12 protein-coding genes are annotated in these 12,098 nt (G+C 69.5%); 3 read left to right on the top strand and 9 right to left on the bottom strand.

What is annotated here, in order from left to right:
- The first annotated feature begins 93 nt into the window (after window positions 1–93).
- Window positions 94–741, top strand: a complete 648-nt coding sequence (locus OG241_RS13420; RefSeq protein ID WP_405815522.1) for a GntR family transcriptional regulator — start codon at window positions 94–96, stop codon at window positions 739–741.
- Between the two features lie 16 nt (window positions 742–757).
- Window positions 758–1,774: a 1-aminocyclopropane-1-carboxylate deaminase gene (locus OG241_RS13415; protein ID WP_405815521.1), complete on the top strand. Its 1,017-nt coding sequence runs from the start codon at window positions 758–760 to the stop codon at window positions 1,772–1,774.
- Here the strand turns inward: OG241_RS13415 and OG241_RS13410 are convergent.
- The gene (locus OG241_RS13410; protein ID WP_405815520.1) at window positions 1,771–2,970 is read right to left on the bottom strand and encodes a GDSL-type esterase/lipase family protein; all 1,200 of its coding nucleotides are present in this window, start codon (window positions 2,968–2,970) and stop codon (window positions 1,771–1,773) included. The genes OG241_RS13415 and OG241_RS13410 overlap by 4 nt on opposite strands.
- A 96-nt stretch (window positions 2,971–3,066) precedes the next feature.
- Window positions 3,067–3,645: a TetR/AcrR family transcriptional regulator gene (locus tag OG241_RS13405; RefSeq protein ID WP_405815518.1), complete on the bottom strand. Its 579-nt coding sequence runs from the start codon at window positions 3,643–3,645 to the stop codon at window positions 3,067–3,069.
- 105 nt (window positions 3,646–3,750) lie between these two features.
- Between OG241_RS13405 and OG241_RS13400 the strand changes: the two genes are divergently transcribed.
- Complete coding sequence (locus OG241_RS13400; RefSeq protein WP_405815517.1) at window positions 3,751–4,242, top strand: FBP domain-containing protein; 492 nt, start codon at window positions 3,751–3,753, stop codon at window positions 4,240–4,242.
- A gap of 86 nt (window positions 4,243–4,328) precedes the next feature.
- On the opposite strand, the gene OG241_RS13395 is transcribed toward OG241_RS13400, so the two are convergent.
- From OG241_RS13395 to OG241_RS13365, 7 genes are all read right to left on the bottom strand, one after another.
- On the bottom strand, window positions 4,329–5,543 hold the full coding sequence (locus tag OG241_RS13395) for a TerD family protein (protein ID WP_405826182.1): 1,215 nt from the start codon (window positions 5,541–5,543) through the stop codon (window positions 4,329–4,331).
- Window positions 5,544–5,929: 386 nt separating this feature from the next.
- Complete coding sequence (locus OG241_RS13390) at window positions 5,930–6,919, bottom strand: zinc-dependent alcohol dehydrogenase family protein (RefSeq protein ID WP_405815516.1); 990 nt, start codon at window positions 6,917–6,919, stop codon at window positions 5,930–5,932.
- A complete protein-coding gene (locus OG241_RS13385) occupies window positions 6,916–7,770 on the bottom strand; it encodes a carbohydrate ABC transporter permease (RefSeq protein ID WP_405815515.1) in 855 nt (284 codons plus the stop codon). The genes OG241_RS13390 and OG241_RS13385 overlap by 4 nt, the downstream gene beginning before the upstream one ends.
- Window positions 7,767–8,711 (bottom strand): carbohydrate ABC transporter permease, encoded by a 945-nt coding sequence (locus OG241_RS13380; RefSeq protein WP_405815514.1) that lies wholly within the window; start codon window positions 8,709–8,711, stop codon window positions 7,767–7,769. The genes OG241_RS13385 and OG241_RS13380 overlap by 4 nt, the downstream gene beginning before the upstream one ends.
- The gene (locus OG241_RS13375) at window positions 8,708–10,078 is read right to left on the bottom strand and encodes an ABC transporter substrate-binding protein (RefSeq protein ID WP_405815513.1); all 1,371 of its coding nucleotides are present in this window, start codon (window positions 10,076–10,078) and stop codon (window positions 8,708–8,710) included. Before OG241_RS13375 ends, OG241_RS13380 begins: the two co-directional genes overlap by 4 nt.
- A gap of 103 nt (window positions 10,079–10,181) precedes the next feature.
- Window positions 10,182–10,949, bottom strand: a complete 768-nt coding sequence (locus OG241_RS13370) for a DeoR/GlpR family DNA-binding transcription regulator (protein ID WP_405815512.1) — start codon at window positions 10,947–10,949, stop codon at window positions 10,182–10,184.
- A gap of 326 nt (window positions 10,950–11,275) precedes the next feature.
- Window positions 11,276–12,085: an NAD-dependent epimerase/dehydratase family protein gene (locus OG241_RS13365; protein ID WP_405815510.1), complete on the bottom strand. Its 810-nt coding sequence runs from the start codon at window positions 12,083–12,085 to the stop codon at window positions 11,276–11,278.
- Window positions 12,086–12,098: the final 13 nt, after the last annotated feature.

The following is a 12,098-nucleotide window of genomic DNA, read 5'->3' as shown; positions in this document are numbered from 1 at the left end:
GTGTGGCCCGTACTTCGGTGCGGGCCACATCGCTGTGTGCGCTACCGAGCGCACCCTTGTGTGCCGACCGGTCTGACATCTAACATTTCAGTTGTGGATGCGATACGACCCGTCCCCCGGACCCTGCTCAGGGATCGCGCGTACGAAGCGATCCGGGACGCCATCGTCGCCGGGGAGATCGAACCCGGTGCGGTGGTGCGCGACGCCGAGCTCGCCGAGCGGCTCGGGCTGTCCCGGGCGCCGGTGCGTGAGGCGTTCGCACGGCTCGTCGACGAAGGGCTGCTGGAGAGCAAGCCGCAGAGCTACACGAAGGTGACGCCGGTCGTGGCCGCCGACGTGCGGGACGCGGCGGCCGTGGTCGGGGCCATGCACGAGCTGGCCACGCGGGCCGCCGTGCCCCGGCTGTTCGCCGCGGACGTCGAGGCGATGCGCGCGGCCAACGTGCGGTTCGCGGAGGCGGTCCGCGCAGGTGATGTGGAGTCCGCTCTGCGCGCCGACGATCAGTTGCACGACGTCCTCGTCCGAGTCAGCGGCAATCGCGCCGCCGCCGCCACCGCCGCCCGCTACACACCGCTCATCCGCCGTCTGGAGCGACGACGCTTCAGTGAGGGCGGCAACTGCCGTTCGGCCGGCCTGCACGACCGGCTCCTCAACGCCTGTGAGGCCGGAGACGTGGACGAGGCGGTCCGTGTCACCGCGGAGATCTGGCGCGGGCTCGCCGAGCTCGCCGACACCGACTGATCCCGGGAGGAACTCCATGTCCCTTGCGTCGTACGAGCGTTACCCCCTTCTCTTCGGGCCCTCGCCCGTGCACCCGCTGGAGCGGCTCACCGCGCATCTCGGCGGCGCCGCCCTCTGGGCCAAGCGTGAGGACTGCAACTCCGGTGTCGCGTACGGCGGCAACAAGACGCGCAAGCTGGAGTACCTGGTCGCCGACGCGCTCGCCCAGGGTTGCGACACGCTTGTCTCGATCGGCGGAGTGCAGTCCAACCACACCCGTCAGGTCGCCGCCTGTGCCGCCCGCGCCGGGCTCAAGTGCGTTCTCGTGCAGGAGAGTTGGGTGGAGTGGCCCGACTCCGTCTACGACAAGGTCGGCAACATCCTGATCAGCCGGCTCGCCGGGGCCGATGTGCGGTTGGTGCGCGCCGGGTTCGGTATCGGGTTCAAGGAGAGCTGGGAGCAGGCACTCCGTGAGGTGGAGGAAGGGGGCGGCAAGCCGTACGCGATTCCGGCGGGCGCCTCCGACCATCCCCTGGGCGGACTCGGGTTCGCCGGTTGGGCCTACGAAGTCGCCGAACAGGAAAGGGAGTTGGGGGTCTTCTTCGACACCGTGGTGGTGTGCTCGGTTACCGGCTCGACCCAGGCCGGAATGGTCGCCGGGTTCGCGGCGCTGGAGGAGGCGGGCGGCCGGTCCCGGCGTGTGCTCGGCGTCGACGCGTCGGCGGCGCCCTCCCGGACGAAGGAGCAGATCGCGCGGATCGCCCACAACACCGGTCAACTCATCGGTGTCAAGCGGGAGTTGACCGAGGCGGACGTCGAGCTGGACGGGCGCTATCACGCGGGTACGTACGGGATCCCCGACGACACGACCCTGGACGCGATGCGGCTCGCCGCCCGTACCGAGGGGATGGTCACCGATCCCGTGTACGAGGGCAAGTCGATGGCCGGGATGGTCGATCTCGTGGCGCGGGGGGAGATCGGGCGGGACTCCACCGTGCTGTACGCGCACCTGGGTGGTCAGCCCGCGCTGAACGCGTACAGCGCCCTGTTCTAGTCCCGTTCCGAGTTTCCGAGGAGTGGATCTGGTCCGGTGAAGGCGAGTTCGGCGAAGCGCTCCCCGATACGGCGGTGGGTGGCCGCGTCCGGGTGGAGCTGGTCGGGCAGCGGGAGTTCGGCGAAGTCGGCCTCCCCGTACAGGACGCGGCCGTCGAGATGGCGGAGGTTCGGGTCGTCCGCCGACCGCTGCTCGACGATGCGGGCCAGCTCCTCACGAATGACGTTGAGGGTCAGTTTGCCGGGGTCGCGCTCGGCGGGGTCGCCCATGGGCTGGAAGCGCACTTGACCGGCGCCCATCGTGCTGAAGTCCAGGGCGGTGGGGCCGGGGGTGTCCTCGTGCATGGGGCAGTGGAGGGGTGAGACGAGCAGGAGCGGTGCGGTCGGGTGGCCCTCGCGGATGGTGTCGAGGAAGCCGTGGACCGCGGGACCGAAGGCACGCAGACGCATCAGATCGGTGTTGACCAGATTGATGCCGATCTTGACGCTGATCAGGTCGGCGGGGGTGTCGCGCATCGCGCGGGCGGTGAACGGGTCGAGCAGCGCACTGCCCGCCAGGCCCAGGTTGATCAGCTCCACACCGCCGAGGGACGCGGCGAGCGCGGGCCAGATGGCCGTGGGGCTTGCGGCGTCGGAGCCGTGACTGATCGAGCTGCCGTGGTGCAGCCACACCGCGCGAGTTCCGTCGTGTGCGGCCATGGGTTCGGCCGGGGCGTTGGTGCGCAGGGCGACCAGTTCGGTGGTCTCGTTGTGGGGCAGCCAGATCTCGATGTTCTTCAGGCGGTCCGGCAGGCCGGTGAAGCGGAGGGTGCCGGGCGGGCCGGGTTCGTGTGTCGTGGTCCCGGCGGTCAGGTCGACGGTCAGGGTGTTGCCCGCGCCGGTCACAGAGGACTGGGCGGCCAGCCGGCCGTCGACGAGGAGGTCGTACACACCGTCGGGGCGAGGCGGGGCGCCCGCGTAGACCCGCTTGGTGGGCAGCGCGTCCAGTTCGACGGAGGTCGCCCGGGTGCGGAAGACCAGTCGTACGCCGGAGGGCTGGGCTTCCGCCGCGGCGAGTTGGGGGTCCGTGCACTGGGCGCGGGCCCGGGCGGGCAGCCGGTGGGGGAGTACGCCGTGGGAGGTGTGCTCCAGGTCGAGGGCGCCGCGTATCAGGTCGGCGGTGATGGGTGTGGTCGTCCAGCTGTGCTGGGTGTGCATGTCTGTCTGCCTGTCCTCTTCTTGGCGGCTCGCGGCTCGCGGCTCGCGGCTGTCCGTTGTCCGCTGTCCTCGCTGTTCTCGGCCTCGGCCTGTCGGTCAAAGGGGGGACGCGGTCGGCCAGTTGCGCAGCAGGGCGTCGAGGGCGTCCAGGACCCTGGTCCAGGTCTCCTCCGAGTCCGGGGCGCTGTGGCTGAAGCCGCCCGCCAACTCCAGGCTGGAGTAACCGTGGAAGACGCTGCCCAGGAGGCGGACCGCGTGGGTCTGGTCGGGCTCGGTGAGGTCGTAGCCGCGCAGGATCGCCCGCGTCAGCTGAGCGTGGCGGACGCCCCCACTGGCGGCGGCCGTCTCGGGATCGAGCCTCATCCGGGCGGCGGCGGCGCGACCGGGGTGGTCCCTGCCGTAGTCCCGGTAGACGTTCGCGAAGGCGGTCAGGGCGTCCTTGCCGGCCCGTCCGGCCACGGCGTCGGCGGCGAGGTCGGCGAGTTCGTCGAGGGCGAGCAGGGCGATCCTGGTCCTGAGGTCGTGGGTGTTCCTGATGTGCGAGTACAGACTCGCGACCTTGACGTCGAACCGCCGGGCCAGCTCCGAGGCGGTCACCTGGTCGAAGCCGACCTCGTCGGCGAGTTCCGCTCCGGCTCTGGTCAGGCGTTCCGCGGTGAGTCCTGCGCGTGCCATGACTCTCCTCACGTTTCCCGTTCAACCGATCCTGTTCAACCGAAGCTGTTTGGCTAAGGAGAATATAGGTTTGCCTAAAGAGTTTAGGCAAATTAGCCTGTCGTTATGGAGCCGCTGACCGAGCAAGAGATCCGTGCCGCGTTCGTGAACTGCACGAAGGGTGAGGCGCAGCGTCTGGCCGTGCCGCGTGACCTGGCCGACCGTCCCTGGGAGGACCTGGACTTCCTGGGGTGGCGAGATCCGCAGGCGCCTGACCGGGCCTACCTCGTCGCCGAGGTGGACGGCGGGCCGGCGGGCCTTGCCCTGCGCAGTTCCGCGCCCGCCTTCGGGCAGACGCGGCGCAGCATGTGCTCGATGTGCCTGACCTCGCACACCGGAGGCGTGTCCCTGATGGTCGCGCGGAAGGCGGGGAAAGCAGGGAAGCAGGGCAACTCGGTGGGGGCGTACATATGCGGCGACCTCAGCTGCTCGCTGTATGTGCGGGGCAGGAAGGACGCGGGCGCCGGGGCGCGACTGCACGAGACGATCACTCTGGAGGAGAAGATCCGGCGGACCGTGGGGAACGTCGCCGCGTTCGTCGTCAAGGTGACGGGTTGACGAAGTGACGGCGACGGTGGCGGCGACGGCGTGATGTCTGTCCCACGGTCCGCTTCGGCGGGTGGTGCGGTGGTGCGGCTGTGTGGTTACAGCGACTGTGCGGCCGGCTTCACCATGCCCCTGACCGTGCGGGACTTCACGAAGTCGCCGATCGCCGTCATCTCCCACTCGCCGGAGAACTGCTTGATCATCTTGGCCATCATCACGCCCGTCTGCGGTTCGGCGCTGGTCAGGTCGAAGCGGACCAGTTCCTCGCCCGTCGCCGCGTCCAGGAGACGGCAGTACGCCTTCGCCACCTCGGTGAACTTCTGACCGGAGAACGAGTTCACCGTGAAGACCAGGCCGGTGACCTCCTGGGGCAGTCGGCCCAGGTCGACCACGATCACCTCGTCGTCGCCCCCGCCCTCGCCCGTGAGGTTGTCGCCGGAGTGCTTGATCGCGCCGTTCACGATGGAGAGCTTGCCGAAGTAGCAGCTGTCGATGTGGTTGCGCTGCGGGCCGTACGCGATGACCGACGCGTCCAGGTCGATGTCCTTGCCCCGGAACGCGGGCTCCCAGCCGAGGCCCATCTTGACCTGGGAGAGGAGGGGCCGGCCGCCCTTGACCAGGGAGACGGTCTGGTTCTTCTGGAGGCTTACGCGGCCCTTGTCGAGGTTGATCTTTCCGGCGCCGAGGGGCGGGGTGGGGGGTGCCGGGGGTGCGGCGGCGGGCGGGGGCGGGCTGACCGACGTGACGGGGGCGGGGGGTGCCATCGGGGGTGTCGGGGGCTGGACCGGGGCTGCCTGTGCGGCGGCCGGTGCCGGTGCCGGTTCCTCCACGCTCACGCCGAAGTCCGTGGCGATGCCTGCCAGGCCGTTCGCATACCCCTGGCCGACGGCGCGGGCCTTCCAGGCGCCGTTGCGGAGGTAGATCTCGACGATCACCAGGGCGGTTTCCGTGCCGAGCTGCGGGGGTGTGAACGAGGCGAGGACGGTGTTGTCGGCCGCGTTGCGGATGGTGGCCGTCGGTTCGATGCCCTGGAAGGTCTGGCCCGCGGCGTCAGGGCTCGCCGTGACGACGATCTTCTCGATGCCCGGGGGGACGGCGGTGGTGTCGACGGTGATCGAGTCGGGGCTGGTGCCGCCGCCGGAGCGGTATGTCACGCCGGGGCCGGTCGGCTGGTTGTAGAAGATGAAGTCGTCGTCGGAGCGCACCTTGCCGTCGGCGGTGAGCAGCAGGCTCGATACGTCGAGCCGCACCGGGGCAGCGACGTCCACCGTCACTCGGGCGACGGGAAGAGGGATGTTCGAGCCGGGTGTCATAGCTGTCATGACCGGTGAACGAGCGGACCCGCTTTACCGTTCCCTTACCCTGCGGTCATTTGGTGCGGGTGGGTGAGGGTCGGGTTTTCTCGCCCCCGCCGCCCCTACCCGTCCCATCCCGTTCCTGGGGGCTGCCGCCCCCAGACCCCCGCTTCGGCCCTGAAGGGGCCTCGTCCTCAAACGCCGGACGGGCTGATAATGCGGCCGGCGCTGGAAGGGTGCGGGTCTGCGCTGGGTCCGCTCTGGAGGGGCCTTGTCGTCGAACGCCGGGTGGGGTGGGATGGCTGGGGTCGCGCTGGACAGATGCCGCAAACGGGTGGGTGGGTGGGAAACAAGGCCCGAGCTGGACAGATGCGGTGAACGGGTGGGCGGGTGGGAGACCCCCCCTACGGCACCACCACGATCTTTCGGCCCACCCCCGACGCGAACTGTTCCAACGCCTGCGGGTAACTCCCCAGCGGCAGACGGTCGCTGATGAACACCTCCGGGTTCAGGACACCCGCCGCGAACAGCTCCGCCGCGCGTTCGAAGCTGTGGAGGACCGCCATCGAACCGGTGATGGTGATCTCCTGGTTGTAGATGCGGTACGGGTCGATCGTGACCCGGGTCGCGTAGTCCGCGACGCCGAACTGGAGGAACGTGCCCGCCTTCGCGACCCGGTCCAGGCCGTCCTGGATTGCCGCCGCGTTGCCCGTGGCGTCCACGACGACGTCCCAGCCCTGTGGACGGTCCAGCTCGTCCGCGCTCGTCGCCGATCCGGATACGCCGAGCAACTGGGCCGTGGACAGGCGTTGCGCGTTGACGTCGACCACGTCGACACTCGCCGCGCCCGTCCGCTTGGCCAGCTCCAGCATCATCAGGCCCATCGTTCCCGAGCCGTAGATCAGGACGTGGGCGCCCAGGCGTGAGCGCAGGACGTCGTAGCCCCGTACCGCGCACGACAGGGGCTCCACCAGTGCCGCGTCCTGGGTGCGGATGTGCTCCGGCAGACGTACGCAGTTGGCGACGGGGGCGACCGCGTACTGGGCCGCGCCGCCCGCTGTCGTCACGCCGATCGCCGCCCAGCGTTCGCAGAGGTTGTTGTGGCCCGTGCGGCAGTAGCGGCACTCGTGGCAGTAGAGGGAGGGGTCCACGGCCACGCGGTCGCCCACGGTCAGTTCCGTGACTGCCCCGCCCACGCCCACCACCTCGCCCGCGAACTCGTGCCCCGGCACGATCGGCAGCGTGGGGGCGAACTCGCCCTGGAGGATGTGCAGGTCGGTGCCGCACAGGCCGCAGGCCGCGACCTCGACGACGACCTCGCGGGGGCCCGGTGTCGGGTCCGGGACCTCGGTGACGACTGCCTTGCCAGCGGACTCGATGACGGCTGCCTTCACTTCACGGCTCCCAGTGACAGGCCCTGGACCAGTTTGTCCTGGGCGGCGAATCCCGCGGCGAGCACCGGCAGGGAGATGACGAGCGACGCGGCGCACACCTTCGCCAGGAACAGGCCCTGGCTGGTGATGAAGCCGGTCAGGAAGACGGGGGCCGTTTCCGCCACCACTCCGGTCAGGACGCGGGCGAACAGCAGCTCGTTCCAGCTGAAGATGAAGCAGATCAGGGCCGTGGCGGCGATGCCAGGGAGGGCTATCGGGGCTACTACCCGGGTCAGGACCGTGGGTAGGCGTGCTCCGTCTACCCTTGCCGCCTCGATGATCGCCACCGGGACCTCGGAGAGGAACGACTGCATCATCCACACGGCGATCGGCAGGTTCATGGACGTGTAGAGGATGACCAGCAGCCAGATGTTGTCCAGCATGTCCGTGTTCTTCGCGAACAGGTAGATCGGGAGCAGGCCCGCCACCACCGGCAGCATCTTCGTCGACAGGAAGAAGAAGAGGACGTCCGTCCATTTCCGCACCGGGCGGATGGAGAGTGCGTAGGCCGCGGGGAGCGCGAGGAGCAGGACGCACAGTGTCGAAGTCAGTGACGCCACCGTCGAGTTGATCAGGGACGGCCAGGGGCTCGCGCCGCCTCCCGTGCCGAAGAACTCGCGGTAGCCGTCGAGGGTCAGCGCGGCGCCGAAAGACGGGGGGTTGGTCGCCGCGTCCTCCTCCGAGTGGAAGGACGTCAGGGCCATCCACGCGATCGGGAGGAAGAAGAGGATGCCCGCCAGCCAGGCCAGCAGGCCCAGGCCCGCTCCTCGGGTGCGGCGGGGGCGTTCACGTACGGTCGTTGTGGCGCTCATGCTCGGGACGCCTCCTCGCGGAACAGGGACGAGACCACGCGCAGCGCGAAGGTCGCGATGATGATCGAGCCGATGACCACCAGGACGCCGGCCGCGGAGGCGAGGCCGTTCTCGTGGGCCTGGTAGAAGCTCTGGTAGACGGTGTAAGGGAGGTTCGCCGTGCCCAGGCCGCCTGAGGTGATGGTGAATACCGCGTCGAAGTTCTGGACGATGTAGATCGAGCCCAGCAGCGCGCCGAGTTCGAGGTAGCGGCGCAGATGGGGGAGGGTCAGGTGGCGGAAGATCTGCCAGTCGTTGGCGCCGTCCACCTTCGCCGCCTCGATCTGCTGCTGGTCGCGGCTCTGCAGTCCCGCCAGCAGGATCAGCATCATGAACGGCGTCCACTGCCAGACCAGTGATGCCTCCACCGCGAGCAGCGGGGTGTTGGAGATCCAGTCCGGCTGCGGGCCCCCTACGTAGTGCAACAGGCCGTTGAGCAGGCCGTATTCGGGGTTGTAGAGCACATGCTTCCAGAGCAGGGCCGCCGCCACCGGGACCACCAGGAACGGGGCGATGAGGAGCGTACGGACGATGCCCCGGCCGCGGAACCTTCGGTCCAGCAGGAGCGCCAGGGCCAGGCCCAGGACCAGGCTGGCCAGGACCACGGCGGCGGTGAGCAGGACCGTCGTCCATACCGATTGGCGCAGGTCGGCGTCGGTCAGGACCTCCGTGTAGTTGGCGAAGCCGGTGAAGCGGCGGGCCTTCGGGTAGAGCGCGTTCCAGTCGAAGAACGAGATCACCAGCGTGGCCACGAACGGGAGTTGGGTCACGGCGATCATGAAGATCAGGGCGGGGAGCAGTGGGGCCCGGGTGGCCCAGGCGCGCAGCCGGTCGCCCGAGGGGCGCTGCTGGGCGCGTACGGATGGTGCGGTGGCTGTCGGGGCTGCGGTGGTCGCGGTCATCGTCCCTCGTACTCCTCGGAGATCTCCTCTGCCAGCTTCTGGGACTTCCTCAGGGCCGACTCGACGGACTGGCGTCCCGCGATGGCCGCGCTGATCTCCTGCGACACCCTGGTGCCGAGATCGGTGAACTCCGGAATGCCGACGAACTGGATGCCGGGTGCCGGACGCGGCTGGACTCCGGGGTCCTCGGGGCGTGCGCCCTCGATGGCCTCCTTCGTCGTCTCCTGGAAGGCGGCGGCCTCCTGGCGGTAGGCGGGGTTCGCGTACGTCGACGCGCGTTTGCCCGCCGGGACGTTGGACCAGCCGATCTTGTCGCCGACCAGCTGCTCGTACTGCTTGCTGGACGCCCAGGACACGAACTTCCAGGCGTCGTCGGGGTTTCGGGAGGCCTTCTGGATGCCCCAGGCCCAGGTGTAGAGCCAGCCCGAGGACTCCGTCTTCTCGACGGGGGCGGGGACGTAGCCGATCTTCCCCTTGACCGGGGAGTTCGCCGACTCCAGGGAGCCGGCCGCGGACGTGGCGTCGTACCACATGGAGACCTTGCTCTGGGTCATGTTGTTGAGGCACTCGGCGAAGCCGGACTGGGGGGCGCCGGACTCGCCGTGGTCGCGTACGAGGTCGACGTAGAAGGTCACCGCCCGCTTCCACTCGGGGGAGTCGAGCCTCGCCTTCCAGTCCTTGTCGAACCAGGTGCCGCCGAAGGTGTTCACGACCGTGGTGAGGGGTGCCATGACCTCGCCCCAGCCCGGCAGTCCGCGCAGACAGATGCCCTTCATGCCCGGCTCGGCTCCGTCGGCCTTCGCCGCCAGATCGGCGACCTGGGTCCAGGTGGGGTGCGGCGGCATGGTGAGGCCCTTCGCCTCGAACACGTCCTTGCGGTACATCAGGAAGGACGACTCGCCGTAGAACGGCTGGCCGTACAGCTTGTGGTCGTCGCCGGTGAGGGACTGGCGCATCGGTGTGAGGACGTCCTGTTCGTCGTACGCGCTGTCCTTCGCGACGTACGTGTTCATCTCGTGCAGCCAGCCGTTGCGGGCGTAGATCGGTATCTCGTAGTTGGAGAGGGTCGCCACGTCGTACTGGCCCGCCTGGTTGGCGAAGTCCTGGCTGATCTTGTCGCGGACGTCGTTCTCGGGCAGCACGGTGAAGTTGACCTTGATGCCGGTCTCCTTGGTGAAGTGGGCCGCGGTGAGTTTCTGCAACTCGACCATCTGCGGGTTGTTCACCATCAGGACGTTGACGGCGTCGCCGCCGGAACCGGACCCGCCCGCTCCGGCCCAGCAGCCGGAGAGCAGCGGGGTGAGCAGCGTCCCTGCGGCGGCCAGGGCGAGCGTGGCTCGCGGCCTCCGTCGGCTCGGGGTTCGCATGGATCGCTCCTGGAGGTATGGGGGCATAAAGGGCACGCCTGGGGGTGGGGTGCCCTCGAAGGGGGGAGGGGAGGGGAGGGAGTCCGGGTGGGGAGTCGGGGGTTCAGACGCGGAGGATCTGCGGGCCTCGTAGGGCGTAGCGGTGTGCTTCCGTCGTGGGCAGCAGGGTGCTCGTGACGATCGTGTCCAGGTCGCCGATGTCGGCGAACCGGCAGAAGCTGACCGCCCCGAACTTGGTGTGCACGCCCGCGAACACCGTGCGCCGCGAGGCCCGGATCGCCTGTGCCTTGACCTCGCTGACGGCGGGGTCGGGTGTGGTCAGGCCGTGTTCTCGGGAGATGCCGTTGGCGCCGATGTAGGCAAGGTCCAGGACGAAGCCGGCCAGCATCTTCGTCGTCCAGTGGTCGACCGTCGCGAGGGTGCCGGGGCGGACCCGCCCGCCGAGCAGCAGGACCGAGGTGTTCTCGGCCTCCGCGAGCGCGCCCGCGACGGGCAGGGACGCGGTGACCACGGTCAGCGGCCGGTCCCTGGGCAGTGCCTCGGCGATGAGCTGGGGGGTGAACCCCTCGTCGACGAAGACCGTTTCGGCGTCCCCGAGCAGTTCGGCCGCCGCGGCGGCGATCCGGCGTTTCTCGGGCACGTGGCTGGTGGCGCGGAAGGCGAGCGTCGTCTCGAAACCGGCGCTCTCCACGGGGTAGGCGCCGCCGTGGGTGCGGCGGACGAGGCCGTGCTCCTCCAAGGCGCGCAGATCGCGCCGTACGGTCTCCTTGGCCACGCCGAGTTCGGTGGCGAGCGTGGTCACGTCGACGGAGCCGGTGGTGCGGGCGGTGTGCACGATGTGCCGCTGGCGGTCTGCCGCAGTGTTGGTCATGTTGTCACCCGCCTGCCTGCCGCGTTGCCCGTTCGGGCCTGTGGGGGAAGTTCTACAGCGGAGGCGGGGCGGTGACCAGGTCTGTTACGGGGGTGATAGTGACCGCGTGTGCCCGTTCGGGCCTGTCCGGGTTCGAGTGGGGACCAGGAGCCCGGTGGGTGCTGTTGGCTGCCGACCGCGGGTGCGATGTGGCTGGTCGCGCAGTTCCCCGCGCCCCTGGAAGGGCGCTGCCGCGCCCGTTCCAGAGGCGCGGCAGCGGATGTTCGAGTGCCCGAATGAGGCAACGGGCGGCCCGTTCGGTGCCCGGCTGTGGTTGCGGTCGGGCTTCAGTGCGGCCAGATCGGCGGGGTCGTCACGAAGTGGCCGCCCAGGTTGGCGTGGCCCGCGTTCTCCGGGTCCAGGTCGCCCTGTTCGGCGATGAGTTTCTCGGCGTACGGCTCGGAGTCGTCCTGCGGGGTGTAGCCGAGCGCCCGTGCGGTGTCCAGGTCCCACCACAGGCGGGTGTTGGCGGAGGAGCCGTAGACGACTGTGTGGCCGACCTCCTCGGCGGTCAGGGCCGCGTGGAAGAGGCGGGCGCCGTCGGCGGGGCTCATCCACAGTGACAGCATGCGCACGCTGGTCGGCTCGGGGAAGCAGGAGCCGATGCGGACGGAGGCGGTCTCCAGGCCGTGCTTGTCCCAGTAGAACTGGGCCAGGTCCTCGCCGAAGGCCTTGGAGAGGCCGTAGAAGGTGTCCGGGCGGTGCGGGGTGTCGACCGGGATCAGCGGATCGGCGCCCTGCGGGCGGGGGGTGAAGCCCACCGCGTGGTTCGAGGAGGCGAAGACGATGCGCTGGACGCCCTCTTCGCGCGCGGCCTCGTACAGGTTGTAGGTGCCCTCGATGTTCGCCTTGAGGATCTTGTCGAAAGAGGCTTCCAGGGAGATGCCCGCGAGATGGATGATCGCGTCGACGCCCCGCACGGCCTCGCGCAGCGCCGCGCTGTCCGTGAGGTCCGCGGTGATCGCGTCCGGTTCGCCCGCGATGGGGAGCAGGTCGAAGAGGCGCAGTTCGTAACCGTAGGACGGGAGCAGGTCCCGCATCAGCGTGCCGAGTCCGCCGGCGGCGCCGGTGAGCAGGACGGTGCGGGGAGCGGGCATCCTCGGGTCTCCT

Origin of the sequence: Streptomyces sp. NBC_01390 (assembly GCF_045040105.1) — a bacterium.
In the GTDB taxonomy this organism is placed as follows: Bacteria; Actinomycetota; Actinomycetes; order Streptomycetales; family Streptomycetaceae; genus Streptomyces.
This window is presented reverse-complemented; position numbering and strand designations above follow the sequence as displayed.